Here is a 16,422-nt window from a genome sequence, read left to right as displayed (position 1 = left end):
CTCAGCCCAGGATCTGCCGGCTCATGATCCGTTCCACCCCGGCGTCCTTCATGTCCGCCCAGGCCTGTTGCAGCGACCCGCCAGTGTCGATGGCGCGGGTGGCGTCCTCGATCACGGTAACGTCGAAGCCGCCGGCGGCGCCGTCGATGGCGGTCCAGGCGACGCAGAAATCGGTGGCGAGGCCCACGATATAGAGCCGCCCGGCCTCGCGTTCGCCCAGATAGCCGGCCAGCCCGGTCAGGGTCTGGCGATCCGCCTCCTGAAAGCCCGAATAGGAGTCGATGGCCCGGTCATAACCCTTGCGGATGATGAGCTGGGCGTGGGGAATATCGAGTTCGGCGCTCAGTTCGGCGCCATGGCTGTTCCAGACGCAGTGGTCGGGCCAGAGCACCTGGGTGCCGTATTCCAGTTCGATGGTCTGGAAGGGCGCCTTGCCCTCATGCTGGCTGGCAAAGGAAACATGATCGGCCGGATGCCAGTCCTGGGTGAGGACGACATGGGTGAATTTTTTCGCCAGCGCATTGACCAGCGGCACGATCTCGTCGCCGCCGGCAACCGCCAGGCTGCCGCCCGGCAGGAAGTCGTATTGCATGTCGACGACGACCAGCACGTCCTCGGGAGCGATCTCAATTGTCATCTTGATTGGTCCTTACCCATTGGGCGCGGAGGAGGCCGCGCACGGAATTGCCCAGGAAGATTGCCTCGGCGTCCTCGAGATCGGCAAGGGTGAGGACGCGTTCCTCGGTCTGGCCGGTGGCGATGAATTCGGCCCGCAACGTGCCGGGCAGGAGGCCCGCGGCGAGCGGCGGGGTGAGGAGGCGCCCGTCGAGCCGGATGAAGAGCGAGGTGAAGGAGCCCTCGGTCAGTTCGCCGCGCTCATTGCGAAAAACCACTTCATCCACCCCCAGCGCCTCCTGGGCGCGCTGGCGCGGCGCATCGAGAAAAGCGCGGTTGGTGGTCTTGTGGGCCAGCCAGACCGAACCCGAATCGAGCGGCTCGGCCGCCAGGGCGAAGCGGAAATGCGCCGGAGCGGGCGGCAGGGGCGTCGCGGTGAGCTCGATGCCGGCATCGGACAGGGTGAGACGGACGCGCATCGGCCCGGTCCAGCCCTGCGCCGCCGCCTCCAAACGCCGCTTCACCGCGTCGCCGCGTGGGTCGAGGGCAAAATAGGCGGCGGAGGCCGCGAGGCGGTCGAGATGGCGCTCGAGCAGCACATAGCCGGTTTCGGCGGACCATTTCAGCGTCTCGATCAGGGTGACCGGCGGGGCCGGATCGGCGAGGAAATTCAACTTGAGCAGGGCCTCCTGATATTCCGCGTCGAGGCGGCTGTCGGCGACGATGCCGCCGCCGATGCCGATCTCGCCCCGGCCGTCCGAAGCGATGATGGCGGTGCGGATGGCGACGTTGAAGGCGAAATCGCCGTTCGGGGCGATATAGCCGATCGAGCCGGTATAAAGGCCGCGGGGGCCGGCTTCCAGCGCATGGATGATTTCCATGGCGCGCAACTTGGGCGCGCCGGTGACCGAGCCGCAGGGAAAGAGATTTTCCAGCACCGCGACGATCCCAGTTCCGGGCTTTTTCACCGCCTCTATGCCCGAGGTCATGGCGTGGAGGCTGCGATAGGTCTCGACGGTGAACAGGTCCGTCACCCGCACCGAACCGGTCTCGGCGATGCGGCCCAAATCGTTGCGCAAGAGATCGACGATCATCAGGTTCTCGGCGCGGTTCTTGACATCGGCGGCGAGGGCGGCGCGGCTGGCCTCGTCGTCGGCCGGGATGGGCGCGCGCTTCAGCGTGCCCTTCATCGGCCTGGCCCGCAACAGCGCGCCCGTGCCGGCGACGAACAGCTCGGGCGAGCGGGAGAGGACGACATGATCGCCGGCATGGATGAGCGCACCATAGGCGACGGGCTGGCTGGCGGCGAGCGTGCGGTAGAGCCCCAGCACGTCGCCTTCGAGCCGGAAGCGCGCCTTCATGGTGAGATTGACCTGATAGACGTCGCCGGCGGCGATCAGTTCCTGCACCTGCGCGAATGCCTCGCCATAGGCGGCGGGATCGAGAACGGGCTCGATCGCGGTGGCCCTGCCCTCGGGCGCGGCGGCCAGCAGGGCGGCGACCGCCGCAGGCTCCATCCGCTCCGGCGCGTCGTAGAGCCCGAACCACAGCAATGGCGTGGCGCTGCGGGCGGGCAGCAGGTCCCCCAAGCGCTCCTCGAACAGAAAGCCCAGCTCATAGGCGAGATAGCCCGCCGCCCAAAACCCCTCGCGGCCCGCTTCGGCAAGGCGCCGCAACGCCAGCCGGGCTTCGGCCGCCTCATGCGCCACCAGCACCTCGCGCGGGGCGGCAAAGAGCAGATTCTGGCCCTGAGGATCGCGATTGTCGTGCAGCAGCACGGTGCCGGAGGTGAACATGGCGCCTTCTTATGAAATTTCCGCGCCGCTTGGAATCGCCCTTCACCCGGAAGGAGCCAAAACAGCCGAGACGCGCGCTTGAAGCCCCGTGCGCACCCCCCTATATACGCCCCAGGCTCCGAAAGGGGCACGGATCAAACCTACGAGGGACCCGGGCCCGGCTGGGCCGCGAAGCTGCTTTTGCTCAAGAGGGCTTCATGTCGGGTTCGCTGAAAGAGAGGCAGAAATAATGGCTAAAGTCATCGGTATCGACCTGGGTACCACCAATAGCTGCGTGGCCGTGATGGACGGCAGCAATCCCAAGGTCATCGAAAATGCGGAAGGCGCGCGCACCACGCCCTCCATGGTCGCCTTTTCCAAGGACGGCGAGCGGCTGGTGGGCCAGCCGGCCAAGCGCCAGGCGGTCACCAATCCCGAAAACACCCTGTTCGCGGTCAAGCGCCTGATCGGCCGCCGCTACGACGACAAGGTCGTGGCCAAGGACAAGAACCTCGTGCCCTTCAAGATCGTGGCCGCCGACAATGGCGACGCCTGGGTCGAGGCGGGGGGCGAGAAATATTCGCCCAGCCAGATTTCGGCGATGATCCTGCAGAAGATGAAGGAGACCGCCGAGAGCTATCTGGGCGAGACCGTGACCCAGGCCGTCATCACCGTGCCGGCCTATTTCAACGACAGCCAGCGCCAGGCCACCAAGGACGCCGGCCGCATCGCCGGCCTCGAAGTGCTGCGCATCATCAACGAGCCCACCGCGGCGGCGCTTGCCTATGGCCTCGACAAGAAGAACCACGGCACCATCGCGGTCTATGACCTGGGCGGCGGCACCTTCGACATTTCCATCCTCGAGATCGGCGATGGCGTGTTCGAGGTGAAGTCGACCAATGGCGACACCTTCCTGGGCGGCGAGGACTTCGACATGCGCCTCGTCGACTATCTCGCCGACGAGTTCAAGCGCGAGCAGGGCATCGACCTGCGCACCGACAAGCTGGCTCTGCAGCGCCTCAAGGAAGCGGCGGAAAAGGCCAAGATCGAGCTGTCGAGCGCGACCCAGACCGAAATCAACCTGCCCTTCATCACCGCCGACGCCTCCGGCCCCAAGCACCTGACCCTCAAGCTCTCGCGCTCCAAGCTCGAAAGCCTGGTGGAAGAGCTGATCGCCCGCACCATCGAGCCGTGCAAGCAGGCGATGAAGGATGCCGGGGTTTCGGCCAGCCAGATCGACGAGGTCGTGCTGGTGGGCGGCATGAGCCGCATGCCCAAGGTGCAGGAAGCGGTCAAGCAGCTCTTCGGCAAGGACCCGCACAAGGGCGTCAACCCTGACGAGGTGGTGGCGCTGGGCGCGGCCATCCAGGGCGGCGTGCTGCAGGGCGACGTCAAGGACGTGCTGCTGCTCGACGTGACCCCGCTCTCGCTGGGCATCGAGACCCTGGGGGGCGTGTTCACCCGCCTCATCGACCGCAACACCACCATCCCGACCAAGAAGGGCCAGACCTTCTCGACCGCCGAGGACAACCAGAGCGCGGTGACCATCCGCGTCTTCCAGGGCGAGCGCGAAATGGCGGCGGACAACAAGCTGCTGGGCAATTTCGACCTGGCGGGCATTCCCCCCGCGCCGCGCGGCGTGCCGCAGATCGAGGTGACCTTCGACATCGACGCCAACGGCATCGTCAACGTCTCGGCCAAGGACAAGGGCACCGGCAAGGAGCAGCAGATCCGCATCCAGGCCTCGGGCGGGCTGTCGGACGCCGATATCGAGCAGATGGTCAAGGACGCCGAGGCCAATGCCGAAGCCGACAAGCAGAAGCGCGAGGCGGTGGAAGCCAAGAACCAGGGCGAATCGCTGATCCATTCGACCGAAAAGTCGCTCAAGGACTATGGCGACAAGGTTTCGGCCGAGGACAAGGCCGCCATCGAGACCGCCATCGCCGATCTCAAATCGGTGCTGGAGGGCGATGACGCCGAAGCCATCAAGGAAAAGACCTCGACCCTGGCCGAGGCCTCGATGAAGCTGGGCGAGGCCATGTACAAGGCCAGCCAGGAAGAAGCCGAAGCCAAGGCCAGCGGCGCCGCCGAAACCGACGACGATGTGGTCGATGCCGATTTCGAGGAGGTCAAGGACAGCGACGACGACGACAAGAAGTCGGCGTAATCCTGGCCCGATGAAGATGAGGCCCCGGTGGAAACGCCGGGGCTTTTCGTTTGCGCGGGGGCTCGAAATGTTCCACGTGAATCCGTGGCGGTTGATCGGGCCATTCACCCTTGCTAAGAGGCGCGCGCCTGCCCATATGCGGAAAAAGATGCCGGCCGTGCCGGCTTTGTTCATTTCAGTCCAGCGCGACGATCCTGACCGGCGCGACCCAGGAGACAGACCACCTTGGCCAAACGCGACTTCTACGAGGTTCTCGGTTGCCAGAAGGGCGCCGGCGACGCGGCCCTCAAGAGTGCCTATCGCAAGCTCGCCATGCAGTTCCATCCCGATCGCAATCCGGGCAATGGCGAGGCGGAAAGCCGGTTCAAGGAAATCAACGAGGCCTATGACACGCTCAAGGACCCGCAAAAGCGCGCGGCCTATGACCGGTTCGGCCATGCCGCCTTCGAAAATGGCGGGGGGCGGCCCGGCGGCGGGTTCGGCCCGGAATTCACCTCCTCCATGTCCGATATCTTCGAGGATATCTTCGGCGATTTCATGGGCGGGGGCCGCCGGGGCGGGGGCGGCGCGGCACGGATGCGCGGCTCCGACCTGCGCTATAATCTCGAAATCGACCTCGAGGAAAGTTTCGAGGGCCGCACCGTCGAGATCGACGTGCCGACCCTGGCCGCCTGCGACACCTGCGAGGGCTCGGGCGCCAAGCCGGGCACCGGCACCCATACCTGCCGGCAGTGCAACGGCCACGGCAAGGTGCGCGCGGCGCAGGGCTTCTTCACCATCGAGCGCACCTGTCCGGTCTGCCAGGGCCGGGGCCAGATGATGGACCAGCCCTGCACCGATTGCGGCGGGCAGGGCCGGCGGCAGCAGCATCGCAAGCTCTCGGTCGACATCCCCAAAGGCATCGAGGACGGCACCCGCATCCGCCTCGCCAATGAGGGCGAGGCGGGCCTGCGGGGCGGACCGCCCGGCGATCTTTACATCTTCGTTTCCATCCGCCCGCATCAATTGTTCCAGCGCGATGGCGCCGATCTTTACGCGCGCGTGCCCATCGCCATGACGACGGCGGCGCTGGGCGGGGAATTCGAGGTGCCCACGCTCGACAATGGACGGGCCAAGGTGAAGGTGCCGGCCGGTACCCAGCCCGGCCAGCGGGTGCGCCTCAAGGCCAAGGGCATGCCGGTGCTGCGCTCCAAGGATGTGGGCGACCTCTACGTGCAGCTCGACATCGAAACGCCGCAGAACCTGTCGCGCCGGCAGCGCGAATTGCTGGAAGAATTCGCGCGGCTGGAAACCGAGGAAACCAGCCCCACCTCGGGCGGCTTTTTCGACAAGCTCAAGAAAATGTTCGAGGCTTGAGCCCGGCGCCACGCGCCAAATCGCCCCGGTGGGGCGATTTGAGGGCTCAAGGCCACGAAGGCCATGCCCGAGTGGCGGGGAGGCCCGCGCCGCCTCATTCCGCCGGCGGCTCGGCGCTCATGTCCATCCACAGATATTCCCACACATGGCCGTCGATATCGGCGATGGCGCGCGAATACATGAAGCCCAGATCCTGTGCCGGCCTGGTCTCGCTGCCGCCGGCCGCGAGGCCCGCCTCGGCGATACGGTCCACCGCTTCGCGGCTGTCGCGCGACAGCGCATAGAGCGCCTGCACTTCCTTTTTGGCATCGGGGATGGGCAGCGGCGAGAATTCCCTGAACTTGGCGTGGGTCAGCACCATCACGTAGATGGTGTCGCTAATGACGATGCAGGCGGCGGTCTCGTCGGTGAACTGCGGATTGTGCTCGAAGCCCAGCGCCTTGTAATAGGCCATGGAGGCGGCGAGGTCGCGGACCGGGACATTGACGAAGATCATCGTGGACATGTTTGGCTCCCTTTGGTTAAGCCGTCGCGTGAAGGCTGCGCCATGGATGGCCATGCAGCCGATGCTCTTGCCTAGACGAGCGGGCCGGGCCAATTTCGACACGCATTCGATCCGGGAGTTGAAATGAAGACGGCGCTCACCCTTTCGGGGTCCATCCGCAAGGGGTCCTATAACCGCGTGCTGCAGCAGCATGTCGGCCGCAAGCTGGCCGAAGCCGGAGTGGAGATACGGGAAATCGACCTCGGGGATTTTCCCATGCCGGTCTTCAACGAGGATTTCGAGCCGGACCGGGTGCCCGAGGCGGCGGGCCGGCTGGCCGAGCTCTGGCGCAGCCACGACATCGTCTTCATCGCCAGCCCGGAATATAATGGCGGGCTGAGCCCGCTGCTGGTCAACACGGTCACCTGGCTGTCGCGCCAGCGCCCCAGCCCCTTCCGCCACGCGGTGTTCGGCATAGGCGGGGTGAGCTCGGGCAAATACGGCACCATCTGGGGGCTGAGCCATTTGCGCGAATCGCTGACCAAGGTGGGGACGCTGGTGGTGCCGACCCTGCTCGGCATCGGCCCGGCCGAAGAGGCGTTCGACGCGAATGGCAATCCGGTCGAACCGGCCATCATCCGCAAGGTCGACCAGATCGTGCACGAGCTGACGCATTTCAGCCGGGGCTAGGATCGTCGCGCCGCTTGCCGCTGCGGTGGAATTGGTCTAGGCGAGTGCCGGTTGCAGCAGCGGGAGAGAGACCATGGCCGGCCAGTTGATCGTGGGTCTCGACGTTTCGACGCGCGCCCGGGCCGAGGAAATCGTCGTCGCGCTGGGCGATAGCGTGGATTTCTACAAGATCGGCTATCAGTGCTTTTACGGCGCCGACGGCTTCGCCCTGGGCAAGGAACTGCTCCGGGCCGGCAAGAAGGTGTTCTTCGACCTCAAGCTGCTCGACATCGACAATACGGTGGAAAAGGGCGTGGCCGCCATCGCCGCGACCGGCGCCACCATGCTGACCATCCACGCCTATCCGCGCACCATGCGCGCCGCCATGCGGGGTGCGGCGGGCTCCGGGCTCTGCGTGCTGGGGGTGACCGTGCTCACCTCCATGGACGACAATGACGTCAGGGAGGCCGGCTATGAGCGGGACGCGGCGGGACTGGTGGCGCTGCGCGCCCAGCAGGCGCGCGAGGCCGGGATCGGCGGTGTCGTCGCCTCGCCGCACGAGGCCGAGATGGTGCGCACCATCATGGGACCGAAACCGGCCATCGTCACCCCGGGCATCCGCCGCGCCGGCAGCGCCATGGGCGACCAGAAGCGCGCCATGACCCCGGCCGAGGCGCTGGCGGCGGGCGCCACCCATCTGGTGGTAGCCCGGCCCATCGTCGAGGCGCCCGATCCGGGCGCGGCCGCTCGGGCGATCCTGGCCGAGATGGCGGGGAAGCGGACGAGCTTCGCCTGAGGCGAGGGGCAGCGCCTCAGCCGACGAGGCCATGCCGGCGCGACAGGTCCTCGAGGTCGAGCTGGGGACGGGCGCCGATATGGGAAATCACTTCCGAGGCGGCCAGGCACCCGGTGCGCAGCGACGCGTCCATGGTCTGGCCGCGCGCCATGCCCAAGAGGAAGCCGGCGGCGAACAGATCTCCCGCCCCGGTGGCGTCCACCACCTTGTCGACCGGAAAGGCCGGCACCGAGACGACCTCGCCATTGAACACCGCCATGGCGCCGTCGGCCCCCATGGTGATGGCCGCTACCTCGGCATCCCTGGCGATCTCGCGCACCGCCGCGCCCAGATCATCGGTCTGGTAGAGCGATTTCAGCTCATGGATATTAGCGAAGACGTAGTCGACGGTCTTCGAGCGGATGAGGTCGAGGAATTCGGCGCGGTAGCGATCGACGCAGAACGGGTCCGAGAGGGTGAAGGCGGCGGCCCGTTCCTCCCGATGGGCGTAATGGGCGGCCTTGACGAAGGCCTTCTTGGCCTCGACCGGATCCCACAGAAAGCCTTCCATATAAGTGATGGCGGCGCCGCCGATCTCGTCGGCATGGATATCGGCCTCGGTGAGCTGATGGCAGGCGCCCAGATAGGTGTTCATGGTGCGCTCGCCGTCCTCGGACAGGAAGATCATCGAGCGGGCGGTGAGCGCGCCGTCTTGCAGCGGCGTGGTGGCGTAGTGGACGCCGATTCCGGTGAGATCGGCGGCGAAGACATCGCCCAGCGGATCGGCCGCCACCTTGCCCACAAAGGCGGCGCGGCCGCCCAGCGAGGCGACGCCGGCGGCGGTATTGGCGGCCGAGCCGCCCGAAATCTGCTGCCGGTCCGGCGGCATCTTGGCGTAGAGCTCCTCGGCCCGATCGGTCTCGATCAGGTGCATGATGCCCTTCTGCATGCCTTCGCGCTCGATGAAGCCGGGCTCGACCGGGGCGATGATGTCGACGATCGCATTGCCGATGGTCAGCACGTCGAAGCGGGTCTGGGTCATGAAGGAAACGGTCCGGGTTGGAAAAGGGCCGTCAGCGGGTTTAGAGCATCGCTCGCCGCGGGGCAATCTCGCTTGCCCCCCGGGCCCGGGTCACAGCCCCCCGACGATCTCGGCGATCAGCGCCTCGGTGTCCTCGCCGGCGCGAAGGGCGATCTGGCCGTCGAGCAGCAGCACGGCGAGGCCATGCACCCTGGCCCAGGCGGCCAGCGCCTTGATACGGCCCGCCGCCCGCACGTCCGCCCCTGCGATGTGGCGCAGCGTGTCGAAGGCCGCGTCGGCCGCCATGCGCAGGCCGGGCCGGCCGTTTTTCCTGAGCCGGGGCGAGAACATGAGGCGGAAGAGATTGGCGTTTTCCAGCGCGAAGAGCACATAGGTCTTGCCCATCGCCGCCATGGGATCGTCAAATCCCGCTTTGGCCACATCCTCCATGCGGGCGGTGAAACGCTGGAAACCGGTAACCGCCAGCGCCTCCAGCAGGGCCGCCTTGCCGTCGAAATGACGATAGGGCGCCGCCGGAGAAACGCCGACGGCCCGCGCCAGGTCGCGCAGGGCGAGCCCGGCCTCGCCCTCGCGCTCCAGGATGACCAGTGCCGCCTCGAGCAGGGCCTGGCGCAGATTGCCGTGATGATAGGGATGATTGCGCGATGTTGACATCGCTCACATATGCGCGGATCATGTAAGCGATGTCAACATGGAGGCCCGGAGCATGGATTGGGACCTGTTCCTGGCGGCGGCGCATCATCTGGCGGTGTTCGCGCTGGTGGCGGTCTTCGCCGCCGAATTCGCACTGGTCCGGCCCGGCCTTGCCGGGCCGCGCCTCGCGCAGTTGGCACGGCTCGATGCCGCCTATGGCGCCACGGCGGCGCTGGTGGTGGCGGTGGGGCTGTGCCGGATCTTCTTCGGCGCGGTGGACGCAGGCTATTATTGGGGCAATCACGCCTTCTGGGGAAAGATGGCGGCCTTCCTCATCATGGGTCTCCTCACCATTCCGCCCACTCTCAGCATCCGTCGCTGGCGCGATGCTTCGAAGGACGTGCAAGGCTACGAACCGCCGGCGAAGGAAATCGCCGCCAGCCGCCGCTTCATCCATCTGCAGGCCGGCGCGCTGCTCCTCATCCCCGTCTTCGCCGCGGCGATGGCGCGCGGTTACGGCAGCTAGGGATCATCCGCGCCCGGGGAGGGGCGTTTTCGGCTCGAACAGGCACCATTGCGCGATGGGGCAGCGCCAGCACTCGGGCTTCCTAGCCTTGCAGATATAGCGGCCATGCAGGATCAGCCAGTGATGGGCATGGAGCATGAACCGCTCGGGCACGACGCGGTGCAGGGCTTTTTCCACTTCGAGCGGGGTCTTGCCGGGGGCGAGACCGGTACGGTTGCCGACGCGGAACAGATGGGTGTCGACGGCGATGGTAGGCTGCTTGAACCAGATATTGAGCACCACATTGGCGGTCTTGCGCCCCACGCCCGGCAGCGCCTCGAGGGAAGCGCGATCCCCCGGCACCTCGCCGCCATGCTGCTCGATAAGGATCTGGGACAGCGCGAAGACGTTCTTCGCCTTGCCGCGATAAAGGCCGATGGTGCGGATCAGTTCGGTGATGCGCTCGATCCCCAGCGCCACCATGGCGGCGGGAGAGGGCGCGAGCTCGAACAGTTTTTTGGTGGCCTTGTTGACCCCCGCATCGGTGGCCTGGGCGGAGAGCACCACCGCCACCAGCAGGGTGAAGGCATTGAGGTAATCGAGCTCGCCCCTGGGCTCGGGCTCGATCTCGGCAAAGCGCGAAAAGATCGCCTCCACCTCCTGCTTGCCCAGTTTTTTCACTTTTTTGGTGCCTGCCATTCTCTCGGCCTCAATTCTCTGTCAGTATTTCGAGGAAGAGACGGACGGATGCAAGCCACCACCACCACACCCCTGTTCGCCGCCACGCTGCGGCCCGATCGATCGCTGCGGGCGACCGGCGGCTGGATCGGCCTTGTCCTGGCCGCCATCATCGGCACGCCGGTTCTCGTCGCCATCCCTGAATTCCTGCTGCCGGGCCTTGTCGCCTATGGGCTGGCGGGGGGCGGGCTCACCGCCTTCGGCATCCGCCAGGCGCGGCGCGGGCGGATGGTCCAGCGGGTGACCCTGTGGCAGGACCAGCTCGAGATCGCCGTCACCGCCCCGGACGGAAGCCGCTCGCTGCGCCGGTTCGAACCGAAATTTCTGCGCCTCCGGCTCGAGCGCGATGCCTATGAGCGCACCGTCGGCGTGGTGCTGCGCCATGGCGAGGAGGAAATCGAGCTGGGACCGTTCCTCTCCTCCGATGAAAAGGCGAGCTTCGCCAGGGCGTTCGGCGCCGCGTTGCGCCAGGCGCGCAAGGCCGCCTGAGGTCCGAGCGCGCGTTTCATTCTCCGGCGCGTCAATTCCGGGTCGCTTCGCGGCCGGCCGGGCCCTACATAGGGACGACCCATCAGGAAAGGTCCCGGCATGAACCAATATCGCAGCATCGCGCCGGACAGCGACTATGACGCCATCCGCGCCGCCATCCGTTATCTGAGCGAGAACGGCCCCGATACCACCGACCTCGCCCGCTTCGCCCGCGCCCTGGGAATGAACGAGCGGCAATTGACCGATCTGTTCCGGCGCTGGTGCGGCCTGTCGCCCAAGAGCTTCGCGCAGGCGGTGGCGCTCGACCACGCCAAGAGCCTGCTGCGCGACCGGGCGAGCGTGCTCGAGACCACCTATGAGGTGGGCCTGTCCTCGACCTCGCGCCTGCACGATCTGTTCGTCACCTATGAAGCCATGCCGCCCGGCATATTCCGGGCCGGGGGCGCGGGCATCGACATGATCTGGGGCGCGGCGCCCTCGCCCTTCGGCACGGCGGTGATCACCGCCACCGATTACGGCCTTTCGGGGCTGGGCTTCGCCGATGCGGAACTGAGCGTCGAGGCGGCATTCGCCGATCTGGCGAGGCGCTGGCCCAATGCGCGTTTCACCCGCGACGACAAGCGGGTCGCACCGCTCGCCGCCCGGATATTCGATCCCGCCCGCTGGTCGGCCGCCCAGCCGGTTCGGGTGGTGCTGATCGGCACCGATTTCGAGGTCAAGGTCTGGGAGACGCTGCTCGAAATCCCCTGCGGCGAGGCCACGACCTATGCCAGCGTCGCCAAGAGGATCGGCCGGCCCAATGCCTCCCGCGCCGTGGGCGCCGCCGTGGGCAAGAATCCGATCAGCTTCGTCGTGCCCTGCCACCGCGTCATCGGCACCTCGGGGGCCCTCACCGGCTATCACTGGGGCGTGCCGCGCAAGCGCGCCATATTGGGCTGGGAGGCCGGCGTGGTCTCGGCTACGCGCTGAGCAGGGTTTCACGTGAATCCGTGAGGGCCTTGTACTACCGCTTGCGCGAGGACGCCCCCGGGTGGGGCGTGAAACGCCTTAAAGGACCACGCGTTCGACCAGCTTGCCGTCCGGGCCGATGCGGTAGAGCGTGGGTTCGCCGGTGGCGATTTCGCGGGCGAGAATCTCCTCCGGGCTCAGGCCCTCGATGGCCATGACCAGCGCGCGCAGCGAATTGCCGTGGGCGGCGATCAGCGCGGTCTTGCCCTGCTTGAGCCGGGGCAGGATTTCCGCCTCGTAATAGGGCAGGGTGCGGGCTGCCGTATCCTTGAGGCTTTCGCCGCCCGGCGGGGGCACGTCATAGGAGCGGCGCCAGACATGCACCTGCTCCTCGCCCCATCTGGCGCGGGCATCGTCCTTGTTGAGACCCGACAGGTCGCCATAATCGCGTTCGTTGAGCGCCACGTTGCGGGTGATGGTGAGGTTCTCGATCCCCATCTCCTCCAGCATCAGGTCCAGCGTATGCTGGGCCCGCCGCAGGGCGGAGGTGTAGTAGAGGTCGGGCAGGATGCCGGCGGCCTTGAGGGCGCGGCCGGTGGCGCGCGCCTCCTCGATGCCCTGTTCGGTAAGATCGGGATTGCGCCAGCCGGTGAACAGGTTCTTGAGGTTCCATTCGCTCTGGCCGTGGCGGACCAGGATCAGCGTGCCGGTCATTATTTTTACCTTCCCGTTTCAGTCGTTGAGGCCGAGCACATCGGCCATGGAATAGACGCCCTTTCGCTGCCGGGCGGCCCAGAGCGCGGCGCGGATGGCGCCGTTGGCGTAGATGGTGCGGTCCTGGGCGCGGTGAACCAGTTCGATGCGCTCGGAGGGGCCGGCCAGGATCACCGAGTGATCGCCGATGACATTGCCGCCGCGCAGCGTGGCAAAGCCGATCGTGCCGGCCTGGCGCGGGCCGGTATGGCCGTCGCGCACGCGCACCGAATGGTCCGCGAGGCTGATCGCGCGGCCCTTCGCCACCGCCTCGCCCAGCATCAGCGCCGTGCCCGAGGGGGCGTCGACCTTGAGATTGTGGTGCATTTCCAGCACTTCGGCGTCGTAATCGGGCAGCGCCGCCGCCGCCCGTTCGACCAGGGCGGCCAGGGCCACCACGCCGGGGGAGAAATTGCCCGACTTGACGATGCGCGCCCCCTGCGTTCCCGCCTCGGCGATGGCGGCGTCGTCGGCCTCGGAACAGCCGGTGGTGCCGATGATGTGGACGAGGCCGTATCGGGCGGCGAGGCGGGCGAGGGCGACGCTGGCGGCAGGGGCGGTGAAATCGATGATAGCATCGGTCGCCGCGAGCGCCGCCGGATCGTCGGACACGGCAATGTCCAGGGGCTCGATGCCGGCCAGGCTGCCGGCGTCCCTGCCGATGGCGGGAGACCCGGGCCGGTCCAGCGCGCCGGCCAGCACCAGGTCGGGATGGGCGGCGACGGCCCTGATATTGGCTGCGCCCATGCGGCCGCCGGCTCCCGCCACGATGGTGCGCAACTGCGTCATGCCGAAATACTCCCGGGGCAAGATGTCCTCCCGCCTAATAGCAGCGCCGGGCCGTGCCGCCAACCATGGTGCCCGCCCGCCGGGCTGTGCTACGATTCGCCGATATCTGGACAACGGACCCGCCCATGACCCTGACCAATGTGCTGGCCGGCCTCGCCGTTGAGGATCTCGGCCAATCCCTCGTGTGGTACGAATATCTGTTCGGCCGCCCCGCCGACGCCCGCCCCATGGCCGATGTGGCCGAATGGAAGCTGCCGGGCGGGGGCTGGGTCCACGTCATGACCGACGAGGACCGGGCCGGCGCCAGCGTGATCCTTTTGATCGTCGACGATATCGGGGAGGAACTGGCGCGGCTGGAAACGCACGGCATCAAGCCGGTCGCCAAGGCGATCGGCGACTTCTTCAAGACCGCCAAATTGCGCGATCCGGACGGCAATCTGATCGTCCTCAGCCAGCCGCAGCAGGGCACCTACTAAAGCCGGCGCAGCTTGACCTCCTCCACCCGGTGATCGGCGCCCTTCTTGAGGATGAGATCGGCGCGCCCACGGGTGGGCAGCACGTTTTCGAGCAGGTTGGGCAGGTTGATGGTCTCCCACACATTGCGGCCGAAGACGCCCGCTTCCTGCTCGCTCATTTCCGAGAATTTACGGAAAAACGAGGTGGGGTCGCGGAAGGCGGTTTCGCGCAGGCGGAAGAAGCGGGTGATGTACCACTCGCGCAGGTCCTCGACATCGGCGTCGATATAGATGGAAAAATCGATGAAGTCGGAGGCGAACAGGATGGGGGCGCCGGTGCTGGGCAATTCGCCGGGCTGGAGGATATTGAGACCCTCGACGATGAGGATGTCGGGCCGGTCGATGATCACCTCCTCGCCCGGCACCACGTCATAGACCAGATGCGAATAGACCGGCACACTCACCCCGGCCTTGCCCGACTTGATATCGGCGAGAAAGGCGACGAAGCGGGCGCGGTCATAGCTTTCAGGAAAGCCCTTGCGCTGCATCAGCCCGCGCTCTTCGAGAACCCGGTTGGGATAAAGGAAGCCGTCGGTGGTGACCAGATCGACCTTGGGGCTCGAGGGCCAGCGGCTGAGCAGCGCCTGCAGGATGCGCGCGGTGGTGGACTTGCCCACCGCCACCGAGCCGGCGACGCCGATGATGAACGGCACCTTGTCGTCCGGCGCATGCAGAAAACGCGACGACACCCGGTGCAGGCCCTGGATGGCCTCGACGTAATAGGCGAGCAGGCGCGAGAGCGGCAGGTAGATCTCCTCGGCCTCGGCGAGGGAAATCGGGTCGGTAAGGGCACGCAGCCGGTCGATATCGGCCGCGGTCAGCGTCATGGGCTGGCCGTTGCGCAGCTCGCTCCATTCGGCCTTGGTGAAATGGCGGTAGGGATCGAGGATCGCAGGACGGGACGTCATCGGCGCTTCTCCCGGCGCGCGGCTTTTTCGGCAAGGCCCGAGCTTGCGGTGCGGGCGTCGAGCTCGTCCATCACCGCGGCGAGCGGCACGCCAGCGGCGCGCAGCACCACCAGCAGGTGATAAAGCAGATCGGCGCTTTCCTTGACCAGTTCCTCGCGATCGCCGGTGACGGCGGCGATCACCGCCTCGACGGCCTCCTCGCCCAGTTTCTGGGCCGCCTTGCCGATGCCGCGGGCGATGAGCTGGGCGGTGTAGCTGTCCTCGGGCGAAGCGGCGGCGCGTTCAGCGAGGCGCGCTTCAAGTTCTTCTAGGTTCATCGGTGTGTCCCCTCCGCTGGGGTGCCATAAATCACGATGCGGCCGCTTTCGTAACCTGCAACCTTCGGCTCAGACCGCCCATCATTCCGGCATCGCTCCCAGGGCCTTCTTGCCTTCCACGGCTTCACCGGAGCCATTCATCCGCCCTGCGGACCGGCTGCGAAGTCCATGCGCATGGGAATGCCATGCTCGGCCATGTACCGCTTGGCCTGGGGAATGGTGAAGGTGCCGAAATGGAAGATCGAGGCGGCAAGGACCGCGCTGGCGTGGCCCTGGGTGACCCCCTCGACCAGATGCTGGAGCGTGCCCACGCCGCCCGAGGCGATCACCGGCACTTCCACCGCATCGGCGACGGCGCGGGTGAGGGCGAGATCGAAGCCGGAGCGGGTGCCGTCGCGATCCATGGAGGTGACCAGCAACTCGCCGGCGCCGCGCTCGGCCATCTTCACGGCAAACTCCACCGCGTCGAGGCCGGTCGGCCGGCGGCCGCCATGGGTGTGGATTTCCCACCCCTCCCCGGCGCCGGGCCGGCTTTTGGCATCGACCGAGACGACGATGCACTGATTGCCGAACTTGTCGGCGGCGCGGGCGATGAAATCGGGATCGGTCACGGCGGCGGAATTGATCGCCACCTTGTCGGCCCCGGCCAGGAGCAGCTTGCGGATATCCTCGATGCTCCTGACGCCGCCGCCCACCGTCACCGGCATGAAGCAATGCTCGGCGGTGCGGGCCACCACGTCGAAAATGGTGTCGCGGCCCTCATGGCTGGCGGTGATGTCGAGAAAGGTCAATTCGTCCGCCCCGGCCGCGTCGTAGGCCATGGCCGCTTCCACCGGATCGCCGGCGTCGACCAGATCGACGAAGCGCACGCCTTTGACGACGCGGCCGCCGGCGACATCGAGGCACGGAATGATACGGATCTTGAGGCTCACGGGCGTTCCTTG

Annotated in this window: 19 protein-coding genes; 8 read left to right on the top strand and 11 right to left on the bottom strand. The window is 66.8% G+C overall.

Annotation, left to right across the window (positions count from 1 at the left end; genetic code table 11):
* Window position 1: 1 nt before the first annotated feature.
* Entirely contained in the window at window positions 2-637 is a 636-nt protein-coding gene (gene pncA, locus ACFOOL_RS05430; RefSeq protein ID WP_380095593.1) for a bifunctional nicotinamidase/pyrazinamidase, read from the bottom strand.
* Window positions 627-2,411, bottom strand: a complete 1,785-nt coding sequence (gene pabB / locus ACFOOL_RS05425; protein WP_380095591.1) for an aminodeoxychorismate synthase component I — start codon at window positions 2,409-2,411, stop codon at window positions 627-629. Before pabB ends, pncA begins: the two co-directional genes overlap by 11 nt.
* Before the next feature lie 229 nt (window positions 2,412-2,640).
* Between pabB and dnaK the strand changes: the two genes are divergently transcribed.
* The gene (gene dnaK, locus ACFOOL_RS05420; protein WP_380095589.1) at window positions 2,641-4,557 is read left to right on the top strand and encodes a molecular chaperone DnaK; all 1,917 of its coding nucleotides are present in this window, start codon (window positions 2,641-2,643) and stop codon (window positions 4,555-4,557) included.
* A 225-nt stretch (window positions 4,558-4,782) separates the two neighbouring features.
* The gene (gene dnaJ, locus ACFOOL_RS05415) at window positions 4,783-5,913 is read left to right on the top strand and encodes a molecular chaperone DnaJ (RefSeq protein WP_380095588.1); all 1,131 of its coding nucleotides are present in this window, start codon (window positions 4,783-4,785) and stop codon (window positions 5,911-5,913) included.
* A 94-nt stretch (window positions 5,914-6,007) separates the two neighbouring features.
* Here the strand turns inward: dnaJ and ACFOOL_RS05410 are convergent, their stop codons facing one another.
* Window positions 6,008-6,418, bottom strand: coding sequence for a VOC family protein (locus ACFOOL_RS05410; protein ID WP_380095586.1), 411 nt, complete (start codon window positions 6,416-6,418; stop codon window positions 6,008-6,010).
* A 123-nt stretch (window positions 6,419-6,541) separates the two neighbouring features.
* Between ACFOOL_RS05410 and ACFOOL_RS05405 the strand changes: the two genes are divergently transcribed.
* Together ACFOOL_RS05405 and pyrF are read left to right on the top strand one after the other, a co-directional pair.
* Window positions 6,542-7,087, top strand: a complete 546-nt coding sequence (locus ACFOOL_RS05405; RefSeq protein WP_380095584.1) for an NADPH-dependent FMN reductase — start codon at window positions 6,542-6,544, stop codon at window positions 7,085-7,087.
* Window positions 7,088-7,160: 73 nt separating this feature from the next.
* Window positions 7,161-7,862 (top strand): orotidine-5'-phosphate decarboxylase, encoded by a 702-nt coding sequence (pyrF, locus tag ACFOOL_RS05400; RefSeq protein ID WP_380095582.1) that lies wholly within the window; start codon window positions 7,161-7,163, stop codon window positions 7,860-7,862.
* A gap of 16 nt (window positions 7,863-7,878) precedes the next feature.
* On the opposite strand, the gene ACFOOL_RS05395 is transcribed toward pyrF, so the two are convergent.
* On the bottom strand, window positions 7,879-8,883 hold the full coding sequence (locus tag ACFOOL_RS05395) for an adenosine kinase (protein WP_380095580.1): 1,005 nt from the start codon (window positions 8,881-8,883) through the stop codon (window positions 7,879-7,881).
* 90 nt (window positions 8,884-8,973) lie between these two features.
* The gene (locus ACFOOL_RS05390) at window positions 8,974-9,537 is read right to left on the bottom strand and encodes a TetR/AcrR family transcriptional regulator (RefSeq protein ID WP_380095578.1); all 564 of its coding nucleotides are present in this window, start codon (window positions 9,535-9,537) and stop codon (window positions 8,974-8,976) included.
* A 52-nt stretch (window positions 9,538-9,589) separates the two neighbouring features.
* On the opposite strand from ACFOOL_RS05390, the gene ACFOOL_RS05385 reads away from it, so the two are divergent.
* Window positions 9,590-10,042: a DUF2214 family protein gene (locus tag ACFOOL_RS05385; RefSeq protein ID WP_380095576.1), complete on the top strand. Its 453-nt coding sequence runs from the start codon at window positions 9,590-9,592 to the stop codon at window positions 10,040-10,042.
* Between the two features lie 3 nt (window positions 10,043-10,045).
* Here ACFOOL_RS05385 and nth read toward each other — a convergent pair whose 3' ends face one another.
* A complete protein-coding gene (gene nth, locus ACFOOL_RS05380) occupies window positions 10,046-10,720 on the bottom strand; it encodes an endonuclease III (protein ID WP_380095574.1) in 675 nt (224 codons plus the stop codon).
* A gap of 48 nt (window positions 10,721-10,768) precedes the next feature.
* Here nth and ACFOOL_RS05375 point away from each other — a divergent pair, with 48 nt between their 5' ends.
* Complete coding sequence (locus ACFOOL_RS05375) at window positions 10,769-11,248, top strand: DUF2244 domain-containing protein (RefSeq protein ID WP_380095572.1); 480 nt, start codon at window positions 10,769-10,771, stop codon at window positions 11,246-11,248.
* A 99-nt stretch (window positions 11,249-11,347) separates the two neighbouring features.
* Complete coding sequence (locus ACFOOL_RS05370) at window positions 11,348-12,217, top strand: methylated-DNA--[protein]-cysteine S-methyltransferase (RefSeq protein ID WP_380095570.1); 870 nt, start codon at window positions 11,348-11,350, stop codon at window positions 12,215-12,217.
* Between the two features lie 78 nt (window positions 12,218-12,295).
* Here the strand turns inward: ACFOOL_RS05370 and ACFOOL_RS05365 are convergent, their stop codons facing one another.
* Entirely contained in the window at window positions 12,296-12,910 is a 615-nt protein-coding gene (locus tag ACFOOL_RS05365; RefSeq protein WP_380095569.1) for a 2,3-bisphosphoglycerate-dependent phosphoglycerate mutase, read from the bottom strand.
* Window positions 12,911-12,928: 18 nt separating this feature from the next.
* A complete protein-coding gene (gene dapB, locus ACFOOL_RS05360) occupies window positions 12,929-13,738 on the bottom strand; it encodes a 4-hydroxy-tetrahydrodipicolinate reductase (protein ID WP_380095567.1) in 810 nt (269 codons plus the stop codon).
* 125 nt (window positions 13,739-13,863) lie between these two features.
* Between dapB and ACFOOL_RS05355 the strand changes: the two genes are divergently transcribed.
* The gene (locus tag ACFOOL_RS05355; RefSeq protein ID WP_380095565.1) at window positions 13,864-14,214 is read left to right on the top strand and encodes a VOC family protein; all 351 of its coding nucleotides are present in this window, start codon (window positions 13,864-13,866) and stop codon (window positions 14,212-14,214) included.
* Here ACFOOL_RS05355 and coaA read toward each other — a convergent pair.
* The 3 genes from coaA to hisF all read right to left on the bottom strand — a co-directional run bounded on the left by coaA (window position 14,211) and on the right by hisF (window position 16,410).
* Complete coding sequence (coaA, locus tag ACFOOL_RS05350; RefSeq protein ID WP_380095563.1) at window positions 14,211-15,161, bottom strand: type I pantothenate kinase; 951 nt, start codon at window positions 15,159-15,161, stop codon at window positions 14,211-14,213. The two genes, ACFOOL_RS05355 and coaA, sit on opposite strands and share 4 nt — an antisense overlap.
* A complete protein-coding gene (locus ACFOOL_RS05345) occupies window positions 15,158-15,478 on the bottom strand; it encodes a phosphoribosyl-ATP diphosphatase (RefSeq protein WP_380095561.1) in 321 nt (106 codons plus the stop codon). The genes coaA and ACFOOL_RS05345 overlap by 4 nt, the downstream gene beginning before the upstream one ends.
* A gap of 137 nt (window positions 15,479-15,615) precedes the next feature.
* Window positions 15,616-16,410, bottom strand: coding sequence for an imidazole glycerol phosphate synthase subunit HisF (gene hisF / locus ACFOOL_RS05340; protein WP_380095559.1), 795 nt, complete (start codon window positions 16,408-16,410; stop codon window positions 15,616-15,618).
* Between the last annotated feature and the right edge of the window lie 12 nt (window positions 16,411-16,422).

The sequence above is a fragment of the Devosia honganensis genome, from assembly GCF_042648785.1.
Taxonomy (GTDB): Bacteria; Pseudomonadota; Alphaproteobacteria; order Rhizobiales; family Devosiaceae; genus Devosia; species Devosia honganensis.
This window is presented reverse-complemented; position numbering and strand designations above follow the sequence as displayed.

Coding starts and splice junctions, on each gene's coding strand:
- pncA (WP_380095593.1), bottom strand. CDS start 637: ATGACAATTGAGATCGCTCCCGAGGACGTGCTGGTCGTCGTCGACATG.
- pabB (WP_380095591.1), bottom strand. CDS start 2,411: ATGTTCACCTCCGGCACCGTGCTGCTGCACGACAATCGCGATCCTCAG.
- dnaK (WP_380095589.1), top strand. CDS start 2,641: ATGGCTAAAGTCATCGGTATCGACCTGGGTACCACCAATAGCTGCGTG.
- ACFOOL_RS05410 (WP_380095586.1), bottom strand. CDS start 6,418: ATGTCCACGATGATCTTCGTCAATGTCCCGGTCCGCGACCTCGCCGCC.
- ACFOOL_RS05405 (WP_380095584.1), top strand. CDS start 6,542: ATGAAGACGGCGCTCACCCTTTCGGGGTCCATCCGCAAGGGGTCCTAT.
- pyrF (WP_380095582.1), top strand. CDS start 7,161: ATGGCCGGCCAGTTGATCGTGGGTCTCGACGTTTCGACGCGCGCCCGG.
- ACFOOL_RS05395 (WP_380095580.1), bottom strand. CDS start 8,883: ATGACCCAGACCCGCTTCGACGTGCTGACCATCGGCAATGCGATCGTC.
- ACFOOL_RS05390 (WP_380095578.1), bottom strand. CDS start 9,537: ATGTCAACATCGCGCAATCATCCCTATCATCACGGCAATCTGCGCCAG.
- ACFOOL_RS05385 (WP_380095576.1), top strand. CDS start 9,590: ATGGATTGGGACCTGTTCCTGGCGGCGGCGCATCATCTGGCGGTGTTC.
- nth (WP_380095574.1), bottom strand. CDS start 10,720: ATGGCAGGCACCAAAAAAGTGAAAAAACTGGGCAAGCAGGAGGTGGAG.
- ACFOOL_RS05375 (WP_380095572.1), top strand. CDS start 10,769: ATGCAAGCCACCACCACCACACCCCTGTTCGCCGCCACGCTGCGGCCC.
- ACFOOL_RS05370 (WP_380095570.1), top strand. CDS start 11,348: ATGAACCAATATCGCAGCATCGCGCCGGACAGCGACTATGACGCCATC.
- ACFOOL_RS05365 (WP_380095569.1), bottom strand. CDS start 12,910: ATGACCGGCACGCTGATCCTGGTCCGCCACGGCCAGAGCGAATGGAAC.
- dapB (WP_380095567.1), bottom strand. CDS start 13,738: ATGACGCAGTTGCGCACCATCGTGGCGGGAGCCGGCGGCCGCATGGGC.
- ACFOOL_RS05355 (WP_380095565.1), top strand. CDS start 13,864: ATGACCCTGACCAATGTGCTGGCCGGCCTCGCCGTTGAGGATCTCGGC.
- coaA (WP_380095563.1), bottom strand. CDS start 15,161: ATGACGTCCCGTCCTGCGATCCTCGATCCCTACCGCCATTTCACCAAG.
- ACFOOL_RS05345 (WP_380095561.1), bottom strand. CDS start 15,478: ATGAACCTAGAAGAACTTGAAGCGCGCCTCGCTGAACGCGCCGCCGCT.